Here is a 20,578-nt window from a genome sequence, read left to right on the forward strand (position 1 = left end):
TAATAAAAAGCATCGTTGGGTGTGTTATCGGATTAATTTACGAAAAGTTTACTGATAAAATAATTTTTTTGATGGATGGAATAGTTGATGAGAACAGGCGCTATTTGGGTTATCAGGAAATCTTGTGAAAAAAAATAAAAAAGTTTTTCAAGAAATATTAAAGGTTCTTTTTAAGGGGCCGATAAAACTGTTGGCGGTGATGAACACCGTGAGCAAATAGGCTCAGACTAATTATATCGACTTGATTTTAAAAGGAACTCTACTATGGCATCAGTCATTAATACCAACTATTCATCTCTGCTGGCTCAGAACAACCTGACCCGATCTAAAGGCGTTTTAGGTACAGCTATTGAGCGCCTGTCCTCTGGTTTACGTATTAACAGCGCGAAGGATGATGCTGCTGGTCAAGCGATTGCTAACCGTTTTACTGCTAACGTTAAAGGTCTGACTCAGGCTTCTCGTAACGCAAACGATGGTATCTCCATTGCTCAGACCACCGAAGGTGCTCTGAACGAAATCAATAACAACCTGCAACGTATCCGTGAATTGTCTGTTCAGTCACAAAACGGTAGTAACTCTAAGAGCGATATGGAATCCATTCAGAAAGAAGTTACACAGCGTTTAGAAGAAATTGATCGTATTTCTGCACAAACTCAGTTCAACGGCATTAAAGTCTTGAATGGCGATACAACTATGAAGGTTCAGGTTGGTGCCAATGATGGTGAAGTTATCAATATTGACCTGAAAAAAATCGATAGCGAAGTTTTAAAACTGAAAGATTTTAACGTAACTACTGTTTCACCTAAGGGAGCTGCAGTTGGTGACGAGATTGATAATGGTAAAGGTGGTAAGTCTAAAGTAGATTATGGTAAGACCTCTGTTACTGCCCTGAATCTGACTAATCCTAAAGCATATGAGCGTGTTGATGAAACGACAGGTGCTGTTCAAAAAGGCCAATATGTATTAGAAGGTAAGGACAATAAAGGCAATACCAAATATTATGCCGCAACAATTGATGTAGCAACAGGTGAGGTAAAAGTTGCTACTACTCCTGTCGAAATTAAAGTTAAAGAACCACTGGAAGTATTGGACAAAGCTCTGTCACAAGTTGACAATCTGCGCAGCTCCCTAGGTGCCGTTCAAAACCGTCTGGAATCCACTGTTAACAACCTGAACAATACCGTTAACAACCTGAGCGCTGCAAGAAGCCGTATCGAAGACGCCGACTACGCAACTGAAGTTTCCAACATGAGCCGTGGCCAGATCCTGCAACAGGCTGGTACTGCTGTTCTGGCACAAGCAAACCAGGTTCCACAAGGCGTTCTGTCTCTGCTGCGTTAATTTTTATTTTCCAGTTGGGCGTTTATGCAGGTTACCCTGCATAAACGACGCATACAAAATAAGGATCGGTTCGCCGGTCCTTATTTTTTGGTCATAGTTTTATAAAGACCGTCAAGGACAGCCTGAAACTTGCTATGCATTTGGGCGGACATCAAAAATTTCGCATAGGTGAAAAAGAAGTGCTTTTACTTCATTGTTCAAACGATTGTACCGATTAGGTGATTGGATAATGGTACTCAGTCTCTTATCCAAAGGTGTCTGTTGTTGTGAGCGATTTGTATACCGCCGAAGGCGTGATGGACAAAAATAGCCTCTGGAAGCGCTATGTACCCCTGGTTCGCCATGAAGCTTTGAGGCTACAGGTAAGATTGCCTGCCAGCGTAGAACTCGATGACTTACTTCAGGCCGGTGGCATAGGCTTACTGAATGCGGTGGAGCGTTTTGATTCCCTACAGGGAACCGCGTTTACCACCTATGCGGTACAGCGCATCAGAGGTGCAATGTTGGATGAGTTGAGGAGCCGTGATTGGGCTCCGCGTAGTGTGCGGCGTAACGCACGTGAAGTCACGCAGACCATCCGTAAACTTGAGCAAGAGTTAGGCCGTCCAGCCAGTGAGCAGGAAGTTGCTAAAGAATTAAAGATTAATCTGATAGAATATCGGCAAATACTGTTAGATACAAATAACAGTCAACTGTTTTCTTATGACGAATGGCACGAAATTCACGGTGAAAGTTGTGAGCCAGTGATTGAGGAAGAGCATGAGACAAATCCTCTCCAACAATTACTGGGCGGTGACCTTCGTCAGCGGGTCATTGATGTCATTGAATCATTGCCTGAACGGGAAAAGATGGTTCTTACGCTGTACTATCAGGAAGAACTGAATCTTAAAGAGATCGGCGCAGTGCTTAACGTGGGGGAATCCCGTGTAAGCCAGCTTCACAGTCAGGCGATAAAAAGGCTGAGGGCGCGTTTGAATCCAGAGAAGTAACTTTTTGCTTGTTTGTTTTTTTATTAAGACTATACACAGGGCTTTATCTCTTATGTCTGTTACAACACAAAAGAAACGGCCTCTTAGCCGTTATATCAAAGATTATAAACATAGTCAGACTCATTGTCTGCATTGTCATAAAACACTCGACCGTATTTCACTTGTTTTTAACGGTCAGGTCATCAATAAAGAAGCTATTTCTGAGATGACTGAATTGGTGGATGACAAAACCTGGAATGAGTTACAGGGTAAATTTGTAGCACTGTGCCGCTTTTGTAGTGAAATTTATTGCAATAGTCAGACTGATCATTTCGATATTATGTCATTTAAACAGTATCTGTTTGAGCAAACAGAGATGAGTCATAGTACTGTGCGTGAGTATGTGGTTCGTTTAAGGCGTTTGGATGAATTACTGACTTCAAGTAATTACCCGACAGGTGAGTTTAAGCCAAAAGAAATTCAAGAAAAACTCAGCGAGAAATTATCTCAATCCGCTTTCAGCAATTACAATATTGCACTGCGTAAATATGAGCAATATCTGAGCTGGCAACAGAGCGGTTATTGATTAATTATACCAATATATAATGTTGTCGGATTGAAAAGATTTCAGAGGGGAATGCGATTGTCACGCATTCCCCTCTATGTTTTTACGTTATTTTTACGGCTATATATTTAAATAATTATATGTTTATAAGAAATTAATCTTAATTAAATAAATTTAATTAATTTACTTTGAATTATTTAGCCTGCTTACTTTGATTGCTTTTAACAAGTTGTTTTAATCCAAAATTACTTTAACTAAAAAAGTCATATTAATCAGTGCATATATTAACCAGCGCACATATCAACCAATAGTCATCAAGCTGGCATTACCGCCTGCCGCTGCCGTGTTAACACTTAATGAACGTTCATGCAGTAAGCGTTCCAGCAGTAAATTGGTTTCACCACGGGCAAACCCCTGTACGGAGATAATCGGTCCTTTACGTTGCGCAATCACCTCGCAAACCTGACGCAGTTGATCGCAATCGCCGTGATAAATAACTGCTTCCATTGTTGTCTCTTCATTCTGCCAATCATTGACCCAATGGATATACTGATGAATTTCATCTGGTAACTGGCGTTGCAATCCTTGATGCAGTTCGTCTTTTTCCCAAATGGCCTGACAACCGACAGAAAGTACCGCAGCTAATTGCACCAATACATCTTGCTCGTTATCTGCAAGGCAAAGAACAGGCCCGCGCGGCAACAGGGTATAAGTATTGCGCTCTCCAGTTGGCCCAGGCAGTAAGCGTGTTGTTCCGCCTTGTGCCAGTAAACTGTATTTCTGAATGATCTGGCACAGTGCTTCATTATTCTGCCCGGTTGCCCAATCAGCCAGTTTATAGAGAGATGAATGCAGGGCAACACGGGCTTTGGTATCAAGCTCATATTCTGCGTCTTGTCGTTCCAGCGTTTGACTGGCAGCATTGAGAGGGCGCTGTGACAGCAAGCGATACAAATACAATGGCCCACCGGCTTTTGGCCCTGTACCTGACAGACCTTCGCCACCAAATGGCTGTACGCCGACGACTGCACCGACTATATTGCGGTTAACATATAAGTTACCGACTTTTGCTTTACTCGTGACATGCGCGATAGTTTCATCAATACGAGTATGAACACCCAACGTTAGGCCATAACCAGCAGCATTGATTTGATCCAGCAGCTTATCCAATTCATTGCGTTTAAAACGAACGACATGCAGAACCGGCCCGAAAATTTCTTTCTTCAATTCATCAAAACTTTCCAACTCAATCAGCGTTGGTTTGATGAAAGTGCCTTGTGACCATTCTTGGCTGTCCATCGCATTTTCATGTGCCGCCTGATAAATCGTCCGGCCTTTGGTACGCATGGTTTGAATATGACGCTCAATACCCGCTTTTGCTTCTGCGTCAATGACAGGGCCAATGTCTGTGGATAAGCGTTCAGTATTACCCATCCGGCATTCAGCCATTGCCCCTTTCAACATGGAGATAGTTCTTTCAGCAACATCTTCCTGAACACACAGAATACGTAGGGCAGAACAACGCTGACCGGCACTGTCAAAAGCAGAGGCGACAACATCGGTGACAACTTGTTCGGTCAATGCGGAGGAATCGACAATCATGGCATTCAAGCCACCGGTTTCTGCGATCAACGGAATTGGACGTCCCTGCGCATCAAGGCGACTGGCAATATTGCGTTGCAACAAGCTGGCAACTTCGATAGAACCCGTAAACATCACGCCGCGCACACGGTCATCACCGACCAGTAACGCACCTACCGTTTCCCCTTGTCCGGGCAGTAATTGCAGTACATCACGTGGAATTCCCGCTTGATGCAACATTTTTACCGCAACCGCAGCAATCAGTGGCGTTTGTTCCGCAGGTTTTGCCAGTACACTATTACCTGCTGCCAATGCAGCGGCGATTTGGCCGGTAAAAATTGCCAGAGGGAAGTTCCACGGGCTGATACATACGACAGGTCCCAGTGGGCGATGGGTATCATTGGCGAAATCCTGACGAACTTGGTCTGCGTAATAATGGAGAAAATCCACCGCTTCACGTACTTCAGCAATCGCATTATTGAATGTTTTACCTGCTTCACGAACCAGAGTGCCGAGCAAGGATTGCAGGTTATTTTCCATCAACTCCGCTGCACGTACTAAAATCGCGGCACGCTCGGATGGTGGGGTGGCAAACCAAATTGCGCCGGCATCAGTCGCTGTATCCAGCGCATGACTGACTTCCTGTTCAGTCGCTTCACGAACATAACCCACTATATCGGAAGGTTTGGCTGGGTTGTTCACAGGCTTAGTTGCGGGTAATTCTCCTGTATATTGATAATCGCCACCCAGTAGCGGTTCTCCGCTCCACATTTCCATTGAAGAACTGAGCAGGGCACTGGAAAGGGAGGCCAGACGATGTTCATTCGAGAGATCCAGCCCCGATGAGTTAACACGGGTTTTGCCGTATAAATCACGTGGGAGAGGGATCTTGGGATGTGGCAGGCCGATTTGTCCTTCGGTTTGAGCCAATTCTTGTACGGTTTTTACCGGATCAGCGATCAGTTCATCAATTGGCAGGGAGGTATCCGCAATACGGTTGACAAACGAAGTATTGGCACCATTTTCCAGTAAGCGACGTACCAGATAAGCCAGTAGAGTTTCGTGTGTCCCCACGGGTGCATAAATACGACATGGGCGATTGAGTTTACCTTCTGCGATCTTACCGACGACTTGTTCATAAAGCGGCTCACCCATGCCATGCAGGCATTGGAACTCATATTGCCCCGGATAGTAATTTTGTCCGGCCAGATGATAAATGGCAGACAACGTATGGGCGTTATGGGTAGCAAATTGCGGGTAGATCAAATTAGGGACAGAAAGTAGTTTGCGAGCACAGGCGAGGTAAGAAACATCAGTATAGACCTTGCGGGTATACACCGGATAACCTTCCAGTCCGTCGATTTGAGCACGTTTGATTTCACTGTCCCAGTAAGCACCTTTTACCAGACGGATCATCAATCTGTGACGACTGCGCTGCGCTAAATCAATAATGCTGTCAATGACGAAAGGACAACGTTTCTGGTAAGCCTGAATGACAAAACCAATACCGTTCCAGCCCTCCAGTTTCGGCTCGAAACACAGTTTCTCCAGTAAGTCGAGAGAGATTTCCAGACGATCGGCTTCTTCTGCATCAATATTAATACCGATGTCATACTGACGAGCCTGTAAAGTCAGAGAAAGTAGGCGAGGATAAAGCTCATCAATGACACGTTCATATTGGGCACGACTATAACGTGGATGCAAGGCTGAGAGTTTGATGGAAATTCCCGGCCCTTCATAAATGCCACGACCATTTGATGCCTTACCAATGGCATGGATCGCTTGCTGATAGGAAACCATGTAGGCTTGCGCATCTTCTTCGGTCAATGCGGCTTCGCCCAGCATATCGTAGGAATAGCGGAAGCCTTTCTCCTCCAGTTTGCGGGCGTTGGCAAGAGCTTGTGCGATGGTTTCACCCGTAACAAATTGCTCACCCATCAAGCGCATTGCCATATCTACACCTTTGCGCACCAATGGCTCGCCGCTTTTGCTGATAATGCGGTTCAGTGATTTGGATAACTTGGCTTCGTTATGGGTAGACACTAGTTTACCAGTGAACAGCAATCCCCATGTTGCAGCATTAACAAACATGGAGGGGCTTTGGCCCAAATGGGAATGCCAATTGCCGTTACTGATTTTATCGCGGATCAGGGCATCGCGGGTTGCTTTGTCGGGGATGCGCAGCAGAGCCTCGGCAAGACACATCAGTGCCACACCTTCCTGTGAAGAAAGTGAAAATTCCTGCAATAATCCCTGAACCAAACCTGAGCGGCCAATACCTTGTTTTTGTTGGCGTAATTTTTCAGTGATAGAATAAGCGAGTTTATGAGTAGCCTTGGCCTGTTCTTCAGCTAGCTGTGCATATTGCAGTAGCATTGGAACCGCTTGGGTTTCTGGGAGGCGATAGGCCGCAGTAATTGCAGAACGTTTCACCGATTGGGGTAAAATATGCTCGGCAAAATCCAGAAATGGTTGATAAGGCACCTCAATCTGTGATTCTACTTCGGAAATCTTTTCTTCTTTGTTATTCTGACCCGCTGATATTTCTGGAATATTTTCCTCATTTTCCAGACGTTCAAGATAATTAAAAATAGCTTGCTTAATTAGCCAGTGTGGTGTGCGTTCAATTCGTTGTGCGGCGGCTTTAATTCGATTACGCGTTGCTTCATCGAGCTTCACGCCCATAGTGGTACTACCCATTCTCACTCCTTAATAGGTAAGACTAAACCAAGTTGCATAACAATATCTTCTATGTTGCAACTTTGTGCAACTGTGTTAAAAGCGGTCATTCTAATTTTGTGAAATTAATCTTGTTTTTATTATTTTCTTAGTGAAATTTATTATTTATTTGACTGATATTTATGAATTTTATTTGAATCGTATAAGTTTAAGGTATAACGAGTTACTTAATTTAAAGTGCAACTTCTGGAGTGATAAATGTGATTTGGTAAGCGTTTTTTATAAAAATCCAGTTAATTAGTTGTTAAAAATGTTTTGGCTAAACTAGGATAGAATGTAATTTTAAAATAATTACAGGTGTAAATAGTTCTGATAAAAGCTAATGTCATCTTCAGGTGCAACTTAATCATCACCTGATAAAAAAATGAGGTATTACTTAAACTTGCTTCAAGCACAGATGGCATGATTTACGCAAATAACACATTTGCAGATACATGATTTATAAAAACACTATGGAGAAGAACCTGCATGACAGTAAATTCACCAATGCTCATTACCTTCATTATCTACATCGCTGCGATGTTGCTGATAGGATTTATGGCGTATCGCTCCACCAAAAACTTTGATGACTATATATTAGGTGGCCGAAGATTAGGTAGTGTAGTAACAGCATTATCTGCTGGCGCTTCTGATATGAGTGGCTGGTTATTGATGGGATTGCCGGGGGCTATTTTTCTCTTCGGCATCTCAGAAGCTTGGATCGCATTAGGCCTACTGCTAGGTGCATACCTGAATTGGCGATGGGTTGCGGGTAGATTACGTGTACATACCGAAGTTAGTAATAACGCGCTGACGTTACCCGACTATTTTACTCATCGCTTTGAAGATAAAAGCAAAATCCTGCGTATTATTTCTGCATTGGTTATCTTGGTTTTCTTTACCATTTACTGTGCATCGGGGGTTGTGGCTGGTGGTCTATTATTTGAAAACACGTTTGGTATTAGCTATGAAAAAGCGATTTGGTTGGGTGCATTGGCTACGATTGCTTATACTTTCCTCGGAGGTTTTCTTGCTGTCAGCTGGACGGATACTGTTCAGGCAACTTTGATGATTTTCGCTTTGATTTTAGTCCCGGTTTTGGTTTTGTTCAAAGTGGGGGGAGTTGATACTGCCATCACTATTATTGAGGCAAAAAATCCCGCATATTTAGATATGTTTAAAAATCTGAATATTATTGCCATTGTTTCTCTGTTGGGTTGGGGATTGGGTTATTTCGGTCAACCACACATTCTGGCTCGTTTCATGGCGGCTGATTCTCATCAGACTATTCATAAAGCCCGTCGCATTAGTATGACGTGGATGTTACTGTGCCTTGCGGGTACGGTGTCTGTTGGTTTCTTTGGTATTTCATATTTTGAAATATACCCGGAGCAGGCAGGGCCAGTATTGCAAAACCATGAGCGTATCTTTATTGAACTGGGTAGGCTCTTGTTTAATCCATGGCTCACTGGGATATTGTTGTCTGCGGTACTGGCTGCGGTTATGAGTACGTTGAGCTGCCAGTTGCTGGTTTGTTCTAGTGCGCTGACTGAAGATTTCTATAAGGCATTTATACGCCCGAAAGCCAGCCAGAAAGAACTGGTATGGTTTGGTCGTATGATGGTCTTGCTGGTAGCAGTCATTGCCATTGTGATTGCAACTAACCCGAACAATAAGGTATTGGCATTGGTCAGTAATGCTTGGGCCGGATTTGGTGCAGCATTTGGCCCTGTCGTTCTGATCTCGGTACTCTGGAAACGTATGACTCGTAATGGTGCGTTAGCGGGTATGTTGGTGGGAGCTAGTACCGTTCTGGTTTGGATGGAATTCCGTTGGTTTGCCTTATATGAAATTATTCCAGGCTTTATTTTCGCGACGATTGCTATCATCGTGGTGAGCTTGTTAGGAAAAGCCCCAAGTCAGGCAACACAACAGCGTTTTATTGAAGCAGAAGCACATTATAAAACCAAATAATCTAATAAACTAATAAGCCCCTGAATCATCAGGGGCTTATTAGTTTATACCCAATGGATTTCAAGATGTGACCGGGGTGAGTGAGCGCAGCCAACAAAGAGGCAACTTGAAAGATGACGGGTATAGTCGTTAATTATTTATTAATCATCGCATGGGCAAGCCGAATGATTTCCTACATTCTTAATTAATATTGCGCTGGTTTATTTTTCAGAAAATAATATTGTGGTGAAATATGTACTATCGTGATGAATTTGATTGTTTACTTTTAGATGAAAAAGATAAACTGGATTATTATAGTCAACAGAAGGCTTTTATTGAAAATAAAATGACCGCTCTTAATATTTATAATGAAATGACAAAAGAAATACCATTATGGTTACGTATGTCTTTTAATATAAGAGATAAAATTTCCAGTCTTGCTGGTGTAAAAAAAATTCATGGGTTCTCTGGTGAGAATTTAAAAGAAACACTTCGAGATGGAAACTATGTTGATTTTTTTAAGATTGTATGTGTCAGTGATGACGAAATGTGCCTATTATCGAAAGATATACACTTGGCAGTTTTGATATCTCTGAATGTTTTCTCTAACGATAATTATGGGGGCGGTTGTACAGTAACTGTGACGGCATCTGTTATAACTCATAATTTTTTTGGAAAAATGTATATGATGCCAGTATCTCTCACTCACGCTAGTATTGTGAGGAAGATGCTGTCTAAAGTTGGTCATGTATTAAATTAAAAATCACCTTGAGTTGGTATGTTGAATATATTCCAAACCATAACGTTAGAGAGTATTGGCACTAATTTTCAGGGAACAGAAGTAAATTATAATAGTTGGAAAAAATTTCAACTTTTTTCAGTTTGATTAACACAAAAAGTATTTTGATAACGACTCAACAAAATTAATTATTCTTCAGTGTCAACGAGACGTCAGTGATCTATATCCATCCTTTTACTAAGTGAATGAAATGTGTGCAATAAATTCTTAACTGATTGGTTTAAATATAATCATTCTATTTTTCATATGAAATCCTTCTGTTAATACCGCGGTTGTCTATGTCACAATGTTCTCTTAAACACAGCTTGAAGGTTTTAAAACCATGCTGTGAGAATAAACTGGATACGACTATGGAAGAAAAAATACAACCCACTCATACTCCTGAAACTGGAGGTTCGCACCTGCAGCGAAGCCTCACCAATCGACATATACAGCTAATCGCAATTGGCGGTGCCATTGGTACTGGCCTGTTTATGGGATCAGGTAAAACTATTTCTCTTGCGGGGCCTTCGATCATTTTTGTTTATATGATTATTGGATTTATGCTGTTTTTCGTTATGCGAGCAATGGGGGAGTTATTACTTTCTAACTTGCACTATAAGTCGTTTAGTGATTTCTCTGCGGATTTACTGGGGCCGTGGGCCGGTTTTTTTGTGGGCTGGACTTACTGGTTCTGCTGGGTAATTACTGGTATAGCAGATATTGTTGCTATCACTGCTTATGTTGGATATTGGGCACCTAACTTTCCAGAATGGGGAACTTCACTTTTGTGCGTTCTGGTATTGTTAACTCTAAATCTCGCGACAGTAAAACTGTTTGGGGAGCTGGAATTCTGGTTTGCCATGATCAAAATTATTGCTATTGTCGCCTTGATTGTGACAGGGGGTATTTTGATTGGTATGAATTTTCAATCGCCAGCAGGGCATGTTGCCGCACTTTCTAATGTCTGGAATGATGGTGGGATGTTCCCTATGGGGTTAAGCGGCTTTTTTGCTGGGTTCCAGATAGCGATATTTGCTTTTGTCGGTATTGAATTGGTGGGAACCGCAGCGGCGGAAACCAAAAATCCGATGAAATCTTTGCCAAAAGCGATTAATGCCATTCCAATACGTATTATCACGTTTTATGTTTTGGCTCTGATTGTGATTATGTCGGTCACGCCGTGGCGGGCTATCATTGCGGATAAAAGCCCTTTTGTAGAGCTGTTTGTCTTGATCGGATTACCTGCTGCTGCCAGCATTGTGAACTTTGTGGTTCTGACTTCTGCGGCATCTTCGGCAAACAGTGGTGTTTTTTCTACTAGCCGGATGTTGTTTGGTCTGTCGAAAGAGGGAGATGCGCCAAAGCAGTTTAGCCGTCTTTCCAGCCGTTCTGTGCCTGCATCAGGGTTGATCTTTACTTGTCTGTGTCTCTCTTTTGGGATTGTTTTGATCTACTTTATTCCAGATGTGATGCGGGTTTTTACTCTAGTGACAACCGTTTCTGCGATTCTGTTTATGTTTATTTGGAGCATGATTCTGTGCTCTTATCTGGCTTACAGAAAACGCCGCCCAGAGTTGCATCAGGCCTCGGTATATAAAATGCCATTTGGTATTGTGATGTCCTGGGTATGCTTAGCTTTTTTTGCTTTTGTCTTGGTACTACTTTCCTTACAGCCGGATACCCGCCAAGCATTAATAGCCACGCCAATTTGGTTTCTTATTCTAATGATCGGATTTCAGATTGTGAAAAAGCGCAAAAAACATCTGACTCACTAAGTGGAAAATTCAGCAAACTAGCTTTCAATGGCTCAAATACTGAGCCATTTTTTTATCTTAAATAAGCATGATCGTACCTTGATGGAATCTCAGTTGCCATTTATCGACTGAAGATAATTGCCAAATTGATGAGCGAAGTGCTTGATTAAATGGCTTTCCATTTCGATCTACTTCATAAGATTGATAAGTTAGTAATACAATATTTTCACCAAGACAGTTCATAGAAAAATCTTTTGAGAAAATTTGAAAAATAGTTTTTATTTCTGTAGTTAATTCATCGAACACAATTTTTTTAGTATAAACACAACCTGATTTACTGATTTCCAGAAAATCTTCATGTAATACCGTGTTTAACCAATCGGCATTATTTCTTTTTTCACCATGAAGACTCACTTCAAGATTTTTGAGTGATTCAAAAGTAACTGTATTTTCCTGAACCATATGAACTCCAAAGAAATAAAAAACACCATCAATAGGTTAATTATTTATTTTTAATAAATATTTAATATGCTATTTACATTTATTTTTTTATCAGGTAGTTATAACAGTGTCAAGCTGAAAAAGAGGTACGTATGGAAATTATAATTAGGGCAACTGAGCCAGAAGATGCTGAGCATTATCAGCGAATTTTTAGCCATCCTGAGGTTTACTCTAACACTTTGCAACGTCCATGTCCTTCGCGCGAAATGTGGCGGGAGCGTTTGAAACTAAATAAAGAACAAGGGAATATTGGTTTTGTCGCTGAAGTGAATGGCAAGGTAGTAGGTACAATAGAATTATTTAATCATGCTAATCCGAGACGCAGGCATGCGGTGGTGATTGGTATTGGTGTTGATGCCAATTATTCTGGCAAGGGCGTTGGTTCAAAATTGATGGCTTTTGCAATTGATTATGCATTTAATTGGTTAGGTTGTATCAGAATTGAACTGGAAGTGTTTACTGATAATGAAAAAGCGATTGCCCTGTATAAAAAATTTGGATTTGAAGTTGAAGGTATTCGGCGTATGCAGTCATTAAGAAATGGTCAATATAATGATATAATGGGAATGGCCTTAATCAATAGTCGTTTTGCATGATATTTCTAAGTATTATAGAAACAAACTGGATAAGGGAAGCATCGCTCTGATTGCTTCCTTTTTATTTTAGATTCAGGTAAAGGAAATATTTTCTTATTTGAAAGCTAGAAACCTCGTTGCTTCAGGCCATGTATGTATCGCAAAATGTGATTTTGCTAATATTATCACCCCACTGACACCCCTCGCTTCAAATTCATGGAAATGATAAGTAACAATATTAAGGTTACATTCTTCAGCAACATCAAGCATGATTTACATTGATAAAATTTAACGCGAGGATTAAGTTCACCAGTATATATTTTGTTGGAATAAGAACTATCTTTTGGAATTGTTGAGTATGTATTTTCTGTTACAGAAAATACATAGAGATCGCTTACATTACCGATAATGCTTCCACCATGATTTCACTATTCTCACTTTTAGAAAAACTGATTGCCCGTGATAAAAATAGTTTGAGTCTACTCAAAGTATAGGGAGGGTCAGTCAGAATTATAAGCATTTTTCATTATTAAAGAAATTAACGTTAGCCTATCCAGAAAGTTTATCCTGATTTTGAGAAACTACTTCTGCCAAAAAATCTGCTACTTTTCGTATTCTGGGGGAATGGGCCAAATCAGATTGAATCACAAGCCAGATGGGTTTATCTATGCCCAGGTCAGAAGAAATACAAATAAGCCCGGAGTCATTGGCTGCAATATGAGGCAGTACCGCCAACCCCAGACCTGCATTTGCTGCTGCAATTTGAGTACAAATGGATGTTGTTGCGACTGAAAGTGGACGCCCTTGTAGGGCTTGCTTAAGCCAATTAACCGAAGGAAGTTGTGAATATTCATTTGTCCAGCCAATAAAATGAGCGTTATTGTATTCACCTCTAAATACACCGGCGGGGCAGGTAGCCAGGTAGGTTTCGCTTCCATAGAGGCCAAACCCCAAGCTCCCTACTTGTCGGACATTAACATGACCTTGTTCTGGCCTAATGATCCGAAGTGCTAAATCAGCGTCACGGCGATGAAGATTTACAGAGTAGATATCAGTTGTGATCTCTAGCGTCAGATTTGGATAATTTTTTTGTAAGGCTGACAAGTTTGGCATGATTAAATGATTGGCTAATGTTTCGAGTGTTGCAAAGCGTACACTTCCTGCAATAGTTGCTCGTATATCGGCTTCAAACAGAAATGAACTTGCTGTTATCTCCATGGCCTTGGCTTTTTCCAATAGTTCTGCGCCATCTTCTGTTAGCCGATAACCTGCCTGGTGCCGCAGAAATAGCGGCATTCCGAAGGTGTTTTCCAAGCGTTCTATTTTTCTTGAGACTGTTGCGACACCAATGCCAAGAAGCTCGGCCGCTTTACTTATAGTACCCGTCCGCGCAACAACTAAGAATATTCGAATATCATCCCAAATAAGTGATTGCATAGTATGGTTTCCATTTATGAAAAACTGATTATCAATATTGCCTAAATATTTCAATTTTGAAAGATGCCACAATGATTTTGCCAAAGATCATTCTGCTTGAAATAAATCAAAAAATTAAGGTAATGAGTATGAAGACAACACCACAGTTAGCAATTGCGCTTACGTTAATTGCAACATTCTTTTGGGGATCAAATTTTCAAGTAACAAAATTTGCACTTGCAAGCTTGCCACCGTGGACAGCTTCTGTTGAACGTTTTTTCTATGCGGTTCTCTGTATTTTTACTTTTTTGACATGGAAAGAGGGGATTCACAGCAAGGTTTTGAAAAAAAACTGGTGTGCGTTTATTGTTCTTGGTGCGATTGGTGTCGCGGGGTTTAATGGTGCGTTTTTTGTCGGCCTGCAAAGTTCCAATCCAGTCACGGCTGCTCTGATTGTGGCAACGACTCCTATTTCTGCCAATATTATGGAAGCTATTTTATATCGACGGTTGCCTGAATTTATGCGTATAGCGGGTATGGTTATTAGCTTGCTGGGTGTTGCTTTAGTTATTACCAAGGGGCAATTGGTTCTGGGGGGTGAAGTTCAGGTGGCAACTGGGGACATAATTATTTTTATGGGAAGTTTGGGTTGGTCAATTTACACAGTAGGAACACGGGTATTTATCAAAGATGCGACGCCATTGGAGACGACTAGTTGGACGATGCTTTTCGGTGCGATTATATTGGTGTTTATTGCGTTTTTTGTTGAATCACCGGTCATTGCATTATCTTCCGGAACATTTGAAAGCCATTTGGCTTGTATCTATATAGGTATTGGTGGTTCCACTGTTGCCTATCTTTTTTGGAATATGGGTGTTGCTATTCGTGGAGCTGGAAAGACGGCGATATTTTTTAACTTTGTTCCTATTTTTGCACTTATTATACAGGTAATGATGGGAGACGTACCCGGCTGGTCACAATTGATTGGTATTGTTATGACTATTGTGGGGGTACTCTTGGGACTGGGGAGTATTTCAGTTGGCAAGTTCTTTAAAGGTATTTTAAGAAATTAATAGCTGTAATAGATACCAGTGTAATTAGTTAATGACATTACAGGAAAATCAACATCTCCCTGTAATGTCTGATTTATATAAAATTAACTTATAATGCGAATTCACCAAAAAAAATAGTCATTTTATTCTGACTACTTTCTGATTGTCTTTTTTCCTATTTAAAGAGGAAAATGTGTTATTGCTAAGTTTATTTGGAGATATCTAGCTAATGGTTATTGATAAAAATAAAAACTGACATACAATCATCATGGTAACTAATTTATTAGTGGAGATCTGGTATGGAAAAATTTACTGATAAATTAATTAGCCTTGACCGATTTCTCTTACGGATGCTGCGCTTTCTTTTACATGCGTTCATTATCTTCCTGATTGGTATTATTCCTGGTGTATTGGGTTTTTTCTTGATTGAAAGCCATGCTATTCCTGATGCAATATTGAATTCTGTCTCAATGATTGGAACACAAAATCTGCATATTGAGCCAGTCAGTACTCTGGGGAAATATTTTGCTGCTATTTATGGATTATTCCTTCAGGCTATCTTTTTTATCGCAGTTGGGATGGTAGTAACGCCTTTTGTCCACCGAATACTACACAGTTGGCATATTGATGATGAAGAAGAGAGTAATGAGGATATGAAAGATAAGTAATTTATTTTTTCCTATCAAGCCGCAGCTTGAAAACTACAGGACATATTTGTATGGATCTGCGAGAAATCAGAGAATCATTGTGGTTCATATGGCATTTTTGGTGAAGTATGGTGATAGATAGCGGCTGCGTAGGTGTTCGCTAGTGCGTTGAGACGAAAGTTTTTCGTTATCATGTGAGCCTCCTATCAATGAATAACCGGCATAGTGTTAAACTCGCCAGCCTCTACCGCTTTGATTAATTCATCATGCAAGATAGAAAGTCCCTCGCGCCCTTTCTCAGATAACCGATTGCCGTTCTCTGGCTGCACATTGATAAAATCCATGTACATTCTTACCGCCATATCCGCGCCTTCTTCGCTACCGAACTGCTCAAACGCGATCCTCTCAACATGGGTTACCAACATCATGCGCTCTGCTAATGGGTATATCGTGATTGCCGCCTTCCCATTAACGTAAATAGCCGCGGTATCAGTGCCTCCCCTGCCATTATCAACTTCACGAGTGCCGTTTCTGTCTATTTGCTCTTGCACAAATGAGGCTGACACAATCCACCGCCATAACATCAACTGTTGTTCATTGTTTGGCTCATAAAAACCCGCTTTCCAGCCATGAGAGAGAGCCAGTACCAATTCAAAGCCCAGCAATAAATCATTGTCATATTGACCCGCATCCAACGATTTCAGCGCCTCCGTATAACTCATGATCTCGCTGTTAGCTGTCTCAGTGATGACAATGACGCCATACTTGCTGTAATCAAATGCGGTTTTAATATGTCGCTTTGTTGCGTTCATGAATATCCCTGCTGGATTGGTGTGATGCTTGCTCATTATTTGCCCTCCGGGGTATAAATTGCCTTGTCGTGGTGGTATTCACCGTTCCATGTTTTCTTCATGGGGAGTTCACCTTTCATATACAGGGCGTACAGGCGGTGACAGCCTCTCTCCAGTAACACAGCGGTGCGGGTGACAAACTCATCTTGCCCGTGGGGCCTTACCTTGTTTTCTTCCTCGGTGAGATAGCGATCCCGTGCGTATGAAGCGACACGCCAGCGTGGTTTTTTCTCCGGGTCTTTCCGTTCGTTGTAAAGCCAGTTGCGTTCCATTGCCCACCCCATGATTCTGGCGGTATTCACACCGTTCAGTGACTTACAGAACGCCGGGAGGGTCATGCCCTTGGTGAAGTGTTTTTCCAGACTGTCCACTGTTGTACTCAGGGTTTTGTTTTCACCCTCCAGGCGCTCGACGTTTTCGGCATAGACAGACAGCATTGAACGTAACTTCGCAGGATTGCTTAACAGCTCGGCTTCTGTGGTGATGGCATCGCGACGCGTGAAGTAGAACTCAGTCAGGTCGTCGAAATAGTTCCATGCCTGATCGGTTTCCAGCATCTTGGAATGGTTCGCTGCACCGCGTTCTGTCCAGAGGATTAGACTTCTCGTTTTATTGGAAATTTGTAGGTTACTTAAAGTAACTCGCAAATCTTTAAGTTCCTGTCCAGTGACCTTAAAGAAATGCTTTCCCTCAATGAATCTTTCAGTGTTTCTAGAGTAATTGACTTTGATGTTGTTAACATCAACCCCATACCCCGCCGCCAACTGCTCAGTAGTCACAACACGCTGACCGCGATACTCAACGATCTGTAATTCTTTGGCGGATACTGGAACTAACTCATTTTTCTTGCTCATTATTTCGCTTCCTTAAAATCAATCTTCATTCTTTTTGCTAAATGGCGCATAACCCTGTTGAGTCTTACTTCTTTTTCTTTTCGCCATCACCACCCCTCCTGAATAGTGATTCTTGCTTTCCGAGCGCAGCGCAGATTACTCTTGGTGCATTCCTGTTCTTGCTTGAGGTCTTTGGCTAATGAAAGAGCCTCACCCCATTTTTCAGTAGCCCGGCGAAATAAGCCTTTTAGTTCTAAATCCCGTGCTAATTGCTTTGCTTGTTCATATACCGTCATTATTCACCGCCTGTTTATTCATATGCTTTTTTAATTCAGAGGCTATGCGCTGACATTCTTTTCGGGCTGTTAATTCAGTGCTTCTTAATGCAGTGCTATGGCTATGATGCAATGAATGTCTTTTTTCGTTATGTTCTTGACGATATTCAGCCCATAATTGAGTATTAAGACGGGTGGCTACATTTTTGGCCTTCCCCCAATATTCGGCTGCAAGGTCATACTTTTCTTCTTTCTCGTTCTGGATGGCTGCATTAGCAAAATCTAAATAGGTTTTCTGTGTCATGATATTGGCTCCGTTTTTATTGCAATTCGTTTTAATATTTCCGTCATAAACTCATTACCCTCTTCGGTTAAATTCCCGTGCTTGGTGTAAAAGTTGTTATATGACTCAATAAGTAGTTTTTCTCTTTTGACGGCTAATACATCTTCCTCAAAGAGGCTGATTAACGCTAGAGTTAATATTTCCTCATCTAAATCCAGTCTGTAATTAAAATCGGCTACTTTTACAATTTCAGAGTAAGAGCCGTACTTTCTTTTTAATGCATCCAATTTGACGTGAATAAAAGCCTTTCGCTTTCTTTCAAGCAAAGTTGATTGTGTCATTTTTTATTTCCTGTTTTTAGGGTAAAACGAATCCCCAGCGATGGCGCTGTAATTAAATTTGTTTTGTTTATTTTATTATTATTCTAATTCGGCTATTTGTATTTCTAACTCAGATATTGTTTCATGTAATGAGTTAATTTTATTCATTGCTTTTGAATACTTTTTCCGTAGGGCTATTTTTTCTTTTTCTCGCCTAACATCGGCTTTCAGTTCTTCCAGTACCTGAGCATGACGTGCTATGAATTCAGGGCGCATTTCGCCGCGACGCAATTTAGTGGTTCCGTCTTTCTGTTTAACTTTCTTGTTGGGGAAATTGCTTTCCTTATCTTCCTTATTAAACTGCTCCTGCGCCCAAACGTAAGCCAATTTATTTAGAGCCGCTTTCTCACTCAGATAAGCCTTGTTAGCACCGCGAACGACATAGACTTCACGCGGTTCGATCAGGATTTCCAAATCAGTTGCATTTTCAATGGGTTCAAATGTTGTCATGATTGTTTCCTTATGATTTTATTTTTTCTTTCTCTTATTTCATCGATTGCATTGACGTGATTTTCATGTTCAGCTTCGATAATAAGAGGTAATACAGAAAGCAGTCGGGATAATCTATCAAGGTCAGTCATTGCATCGTCAGAAGAGTATTCTTCACTATTAGCCGCTGCGCTAGCTAAATTAGCAATGGATTTTATTCCGGCTGTTATCGAATGAATGACTTCATGGCTCGATGAAGATAAAAACTGTAAATCACTATCGCTCATCTTTTCTAATCGCTCATTATTGACACGGGTATGATAGAAGATATTATTCATGAGTATTCTACCCCTCGGACTCGTGCTATTTCTTTGCCAGCACCACAGGCTAAATCTATCGCAATAAGAAGTAAATTTGCGTCGTCATCGTCTCCTCGGACATCAATCATTACACTCAATAATGCCATTAATTTCTTTATCGAATTTCCTGCGGGTTCTAGTTCAGTTTTTAAATTACAGCCTGTTCCATCTTCCATAATATATTCTTTATTTATGTCCCTTAATCGCTGAGCTAAATTACACGCTTGACGATGTACGCCACGGCACATTAAATAAGTATCCAGTTCAGCTTCATTTTGAGTTGCAGTCACTACGGGATATATTGCGGCTTCAATTTCTTCTGCAATTTCGACGGCTGTTTCTAATTTACTTAACATATTTCACCCTGAGTTATTATTCTGAGTCATTGTTTAATTCATCAAGATCGCGATTTTGACATATTGATAATCTAAGCACCGTTCTTAACATTGAATGAGTATCAACTCCAACCTCGTTCTCGACTTTTTTTAATAATGGTATTAATAAAGTCTGCATTTCCTCATTAATTTCCAGTGCATTCTGTAAGCAGGATTTGCCACCAACCGATAGTTTATTTTTTTTCATATTATTTCGCCTTATATTCCCCTCAGAATTAATATTGTTTATCTCAGTTACGATTAACTATTTGACCCATCCAGCCAAAGATTACATATGTAGGAGCCAGTAACCTTTTTGCTTCTTCCCTATCACTTGCTTGAGCCTTAATACATTTGGGGCGACGTTGTTTCATATTGGCTCGTTCGATGGCAGCAAAGATAAAAGTTTTCATGGTTTACCTTGATTATCTGGTTATGCTAAATGTTTTTCTATTTGAGGGTAATTACCAATAATTTTCTGGGCTTTCTGATTGGCTTCATTTAAATTTTTGAAAGCATCAACCAACACCATATAACCTCCATTTCTTACATATAAAGAATATATAATTTCATCACTATAACATCCTGTAAGTAATGAATGGTTGGGGCACTTTTTATTTATGTATTCGATTGAATACGAATCGACAATATTGTACTTCTGGACTAACTCCACATTATAAGTTGCACTTTGGTTACCGCTTTCCATTAGCCCCTCCGGCTACAAAACAAAAGTAAATGTACTGATTCTTTGGTATCGATTTTTCTTTTCTGTACTACGTGTAGTAATAATATCTATAGCGATTATTTTTTGAGGTGCTTTATTGGAGAGGGAGTAGTATGTTGATTTTTATGAAGTAAAATAAAGAATTTATGTTATTGCAAATGAGTTATAATTAACGCAGTATAATACTGTATATGCGTACAGTTTAGGAGGGTGAAATT

General features: G+C 40.9%; 24 protein-coding genes. 9 read left to right on the plus strand and 15 right to left on the minus strand.

Going from position 1 to position 20,578, the window contains the following annotated elements:
- Nucleotides 1-264: 264 nt before the first annotated feature.
- The 3 genes from PSI14_RS10705 to fliZ all read left to right on the plus strand — a co-directional run bounded on the left by PSI14_RS10705 (nucleotide 265) and on the right by fliZ (nucleotide 2,895).
- Nucleotides 265-1,341: a FliC/FljB family flagellin gene (locus PSI14_RS10705; protein WP_273575874.1), complete on the plus strand. Its 1,077-nt coding sequence runs from the start codon at nucleotides 265-267 to the stop codon at nucleotides 1,339-1,341.
- Between the two features lie 266 nt (nucleotides 1,342-1,607).
- Nucleotides 1,608-2,330, plus strand: coding sequence for an RNA polymerase sigma factor FliA (locus PSI14_RS10710; protein WP_273554195.1), 723 nt, complete (start codon nucleotides 1,608-1,610; stop codon nucleotides 2,328-2,330).
- Nucleotides 2,331-2,382: 52 nt separating this feature from the next.
- Nucleotides 2,383-2,895, plus strand: a complete 513-nt coding sequence (fliZ, locus tag PSI14_RS10715) for a flagella biosynthesis regulatory protein FliZ (protein WP_092519038.1) — start codon at nucleotides 2,383-2,385, stop codon at nucleotides 2,893-2,895.
- A gap of 279 nt (nucleotides 2,896-3,174) precedes the next feature.
- Here fliZ and putA read toward each other — a convergent pair whose 3' ends face one another.
- The gene (putA, locus tag PSI14_RS10720) at nucleotides 3,175-7,155 is read right to left on the minus strand and encodes a trifunctional transcriptional regulator/proline dehydrogenase/L-glutamate gamma-semialdehyde dehydrogenase (protein ID WP_273575875.1); all 3,981 of its coding nucleotides are present in this window, start codon (nucleotides 7,153-7,155) and stop codon (nucleotides 3,175-3,177) included.
- 507 nt (nucleotides 7,156-7,662) lie between these two features.
- On the opposite strand from putA, the gene putP reads away from it, so the two are divergent.
- From putP to cycA, 3 genes are all read left to right on the plus strand, one after another.
- Nucleotides 7,663-9,147, plus strand: a complete 1,485-nt coding sequence (gene putP, locus PSI14_RS10725; RefSeq protein WP_273575876.1) for a sodium/proline symporter PutP — start codon at nucleotides 7,663-7,665, stop codon at nucleotides 9,145-9,147.
- Between the two features lie 232 nt (nucleotides 9,148-9,379).
- Nucleotides 9,380-9,886: a DUF2867 domain-containing protein gene (locus tag PSI14_RS10730; RefSeq protein ID WP_273575877.1), complete on the plus strand. Its 507-nt coding sequence runs from the start codon at nucleotides 9,380-9,382 to the stop codon at nucleotides 9,884-9,886.
- Between the two features lie 389 nt (nucleotides 9,887-10,275).
- Nucleotides 10,276-11,682: a D-serine/D-alanine/glycine transporter gene (gene cycA / locus PSI14_RS10735; RefSeq protein WP_273575878.1), complete on the plus strand. Its 1,407-nt coding sequence runs from the start codon at nucleotides 10,276-10,278 to the stop codon at nucleotides 11,680-11,682.
- Between the two features lie 57 nt (nucleotides 11,683-11,739).
- Here cycA and PSI14_RS10740 read toward each other — a convergent pair whose 3' ends face one another.
- Nucleotides 11,740-12,123, minus strand: a complete 384-nt coding sequence (locus PSI14_RS10740) for a nuclear transport factor 2 family protein (protein WP_273575879.1) — start codon at nucleotides 12,121-12,123, stop codon at nucleotides 11,740-11,742.
- 131 nt (nucleotides 12,124-12,254) lie between these two features.
- Between PSI14_RS10740 and PSI14_RS10745 the strand changes: the two genes are divergently transcribed.
- A complete protein-coding gene (locus tag PSI14_RS10745) occupies nucleotides 12,255-12,758 on the plus strand; it encodes a GNAT family N-acetyltransferase (RefSeq protein ID WP_273575880.1) in 504 nt (167 codons plus the stop codon).
- Nucleotides 12,759-12,851: 93 nt separating this feature from the next.
- Here the strand turns inward: PSI14_RS10745 and PSI14_RS10750 are convergent, their stop codons facing one another.
- Complete coding sequence (locus PSI14_RS10750) at nucleotides 12,852-13,007, minus strand: S-adenosylmethionine decarboxylase family protein (RefSeq protein WP_273575881.1); 156 nt, start codon at nucleotides 13,005-13,007, stop codon at nucleotides 12,852-12,854.
- Nucleotides 13,008-13,286: 279 nt separating this feature from the next.
- Complete coding sequence (locus tag PSI14_RS10755) at nucleotides 13,287-14,258, minus strand: LysR family transcriptional regulator (RefSeq protein ID WP_273575882.1); 972 nt, start codon at nucleotides 14,256-14,258, stop codon at nucleotides 13,287-13,289.
- On the opposite strand from PSI14_RS10755, the gene PSI14_RS10760 reads away from it, so the two are divergent.
- Entirely contained in the window at nucleotides 14,246-15,226 is a 981-nt protein-coding gene (locus PSI14_RS10760) for a DMT family transporter (protein ID WP_273575883.1), read from the plus strand. The two genes, PSI14_RS10755 and PSI14_RS10760, sit on opposite strands and share 13 nt — an antisense overlap.
- A gap of 278 nt (nucleotides 15,227-15,504) precedes the next feature.
- Nucleotides 15,505-15,873: a hypothetical protein gene (locus PSI14_RS10765; RefSeq protein WP_273575884.1), complete on the plus strand. Its 369-nt coding sequence runs from the start codon at nucleotides 15,505-15,507 to the stop codon at nucleotides 15,871-15,873.
- A gap of 185 nt (nucleotides 15,874-16,058) precedes the next feature.
- On the opposite strand, the gene PSI14_RS10770 is transcribed toward PSI14_RS10765, so the two are convergent.
- The 11 genes from PSI14_RS10770 to PSI14_RS10820 form a co-directional block, all read right to left on the minus strand.
- A complete protein-coding gene (locus tag PSI14_RS10770; protein WP_273575885.1) occupies nucleotides 16,059-16,700 on the minus strand; it encodes a hypothetical protein in 642 nt (213 codons plus the stop codon).
- Nucleotides 16,700-17,557: an ORF6N domain-containing protein gene (locus PSI14_RS10775; protein ID WP_273575075.1), complete on the minus strand. Its 858-nt coding sequence runs from the start codon at nucleotides 17,555-17,557 to the stop codon at nucleotides 16,700-16,702. Before PSI14_RS10775 ends, PSI14_RS10770 begins: the two co-directional genes overlap by 1 nt.
- 86 nt (nucleotides 17,558-17,643) lie before the next feature.
- Nucleotides 17,644-17,832 carry a PerC family transcriptional regulator gene (locus tag PSI14_RS10780; protein ID WP_273575886.1) on the minus strand — a complete coding sequence of 63 codons (189 nt, stop codon included), beginning with the start codon at nucleotides 17,830-17,832 and terminating at the stop codon, nucleotides 17,644-17,646.
- Nucleotides 17,819-18,115, minus strand: a complete 297-nt coding sequence (locus PSI14_RS10785; protein ID WP_273575887.1) for an ANR family transcriptional regulator — start codon at nucleotides 18,113-18,115, stop codon at nucleotides 17,819-17,821. Before PSI14_RS10785 ends, PSI14_RS10780 begins: the two co-directional genes overlap by 14 nt.
- Nucleotides 18,112-18,435 (minus strand): hypothetical protein, encoded by a 324-nt coding sequence (locus PSI14_RS10790; RefSeq protein ID WP_273575888.1) that lies wholly within the window; start codon nucleotides 18,433-18,435, stop codon nucleotides 18,112-18,114. The genes PSI14_RS10785 and PSI14_RS10790 overlap by 4 nt, the downstream gene beginning before the upstream one ends.
- A gap of 78 nt (nucleotides 18,436-18,513) precedes the next feature.
- Entirely contained in the window at nucleotides 18,514-18,924 is a 411-nt protein-coding gene (locus tag PSI14_RS10795) for a hypothetical protein (RefSeq protein WP_273575889.1), read from the minus strand.
- Complete coding sequence (locus PSI14_RS10800) at nucleotides 18,921-19,241, minus strand: hypothetical protein (RefSeq protein ID WP_273575890.1); 321 nt, start codon at nucleotides 19,239-19,241, stop codon at nucleotides 18,921-18,923. Before PSI14_RS10800 ends, PSI14_RS10795 begins: the two co-directional genes overlap by 4 nt.
- The gene (locus PSI14_RS10805; RefSeq protein ID WP_273575891.1) at nucleotides 19,238-19,618 is read right to left on the minus strand and encodes a hypothetical protein; all 381 of its coding nucleotides are present in this window, start codon (nucleotides 19,616-19,618) and stop codon (nucleotides 19,238-19,240) included. The genes PSI14_RS10800 and PSI14_RS10805 overlap by 4 nt, the downstream gene beginning before the upstream one ends.
- Nucleotides 19,619-19,634: 16 nt before the next feature.
- Entirely contained in the window at nucleotides 19,635-19,844 is a 210-nt protein-coding gene (locus PSI14_RS10810) for a hypothetical protein (RefSeq protein ID WP_273575068.1), read from the minus strand.
- Between the two features lie 43 nt (nucleotides 19,845-19,887).
- Nucleotides 19,888-20,049, minus strand: coding sequence for a hypothetical protein (locus PSI14_RS10815; RefSeq protein ID WP_273575892.1), 162 nt, complete (start codon nucleotides 20,047-20,049; stop codon nucleotides 19,888-19,890).
- Nucleotides 20,050-20,069: 20 nt separating this feature from the next.
- Entirely contained in the window at nucleotides 20,070-20,342 is a 273-nt protein-coding gene (locus PSI14_RS10820) for a hypothetical protein (protein WP_273575893.1), read from the minus strand.
- Nucleotides 20,343-20,578: the final 236 nt, after the last annotated feature.

It is taken from the genome of Xenorhabdus anantnagensis, assembly GCF_028598555.1.
Taxonomy (GTDB): domain Bacteria; phylum Pseudomonadota; class Gammaproteobacteria; order Enterobacterales; family Enterobacteriaceae; genus Xenorhabdus; species Xenorhabdus anantnagensis.

What these genes read in the sequence shown, in the direction of transcription:
- PSI14_RS10705 (WP_273575874.1), top strand. Translation starts at nt 265, where the DNA reads ATGGCATCAGTCATTAATACCAACTATTCATCTCTGCTGGCTCAGAAC.
- fliZ (WP_092519038.1), top strand. Translation starts at nt 2,383, where the DNA reads ATGTCTGTTACAACACAAAAGAAACGGCCTCTTAGCCGTTATATCAAA.
- putA (WP_273575875.1), bottom strand. Translation starts at nt 7,155, where the DNA reads ATGGGTAGTACCACTATGGGCGTGAAGCTCGATGAAGCAACGCGTAAT.
- putP (WP_273575876.1), top strand. Translation starts at nt 7,663, where the DNA reads ATGACAGTAAATTCACCAATGCTCATTACCTTCATTATCTACATCGCT.
- PSI14_RS10730 (WP_273575877.1), top strand. Translation starts at nt 9,380, where the DNA reads ATGTACTATCGTGATGAATTTGATTGTTTACTTTTAGATGAAAAAGAT.
- cycA (WP_273575878.1), top strand. Translation starts at nt 10,276, where the DNA reads ATGGAAGAAAAAATACAACCCACTCATACTCCTGAAACTGGAGGTTCG.
- PSI14_RS10740 (WP_273575879.1), bottom strand. Translation starts at nt 12,123, where the DNA reads ATGGTTCAGGAAAATACAGTTACTTTTGAATCACTCAAAAATCTTGAA.
- PSI14_RS10745 (WP_273575880.1), top strand. Translation starts at nt 12,255, where the DNA reads ATGGAAATTATAATTAGGGCAACTGAGCCAGAAGATGCTGAGCATTAT.
- PSI14_RS10750 (WP_273575881.1), bottom strand. Translation starts at nt 13,007, where the DNA reads ATGCTTGATGTTGCTGAAGAATGTAACCTTAATATTGTTACTTATCAT.
- PSI14_RS10760 (WP_273575883.1), top strand. Translation starts at nt 14,246, where the DNA reads ATGATTTTGCCAAAGATCATTCTGCTTGAAATAAATCAAAAAATTAAG.
- PSI14_RS10765 (WP_273575884.1), top strand. Translation starts at nt 15,505, where the DNA reads ATGGAAAAATTTACTGATAAATTAATTAGCCTTGACCGATTTCTCTTA.
- PSI14_RS10770 (WP_273575885.1), bottom strand. Translation starts at nt 16,700, where the DNA reads ATGAGCAAGCATCACACCAATCCAGCAGGGATATTCATGAACGCAACA.
- PSI14_RS10775 (WP_273575075.1), bottom strand. Translation starts at nt 17,557, where the DNA reads ATGAGCAAGAAAAATGAGTTAGTTCCAGTATCCGCCAAAGAATTACAG.
- PSI14_RS10780 (WP_273575886.1), bottom strand. Translation starts at nt 17,832, where the DNA reads ATGACGGTATATGAACAAGCAAAGCAATTAGCACGGGATTTAGAACTA.
- PSI14_RS10785 (WP_273575887.1), bottom strand. Translation starts at nt 18,115, where the DNA reads ATGACACAGAAAACCTATTTAGATTTTGCTAATGCAGCCATCCAGAAC.
- PSI14_RS10790 (WP_273575888.1), bottom strand. Translation starts at nt 18,435, where the DNA reads ATGACACAATCAACTTTGCTTGAAAGAAAGCGAAAGGCTTTTATTCAC.
- PSI14_RS10795 (WP_273575889.1), bottom strand. Translation starts at nt 18,924, where the DNA reads ATGACAACATTTGAACCCATTGAAAATGCAACTGATTTGGAAATCCTG.
- PSI14_RS10800 (WP_273575890.1), bottom strand. Translation starts at nt 19,241, where the DNA reads ATGAATAATATCTTCTATCATACCCGTGTCAATAATGAGCGATTAGAA.
- PSI14_RS10805 (WP_273575891.1), bottom strand. Translation starts at nt 19,618, where the DNA reads ATGTTAAGTAAATTAGAAACAGCCGTCGAAATTGCAGAAGAAATTGAA.
- PSI14_RS10810 (WP_273575068.1), bottom strand. Translation starts at nt 19,844, where the DNA reads ATGAAAAAAAATAAACTATCGGTTGGTGGCAAATCCTGCTTACAGAAT.
- PSI14_RS10815 (WP_273575892.1), bottom strand. Translation starts at nt 20,049, where the DNA reads ATGAAAACTTTTATCTTTGCTGCCATCGAACGAGCCAATATGAAACAA.
- PSI14_RS10820 (WP_273575893.1), bottom strand. Translation starts at nt 20,342, where the DNA reads ATGGAAAGCGGTAACCAAAGTGCAACTTATAATGTGGAGTTAGTCCAG.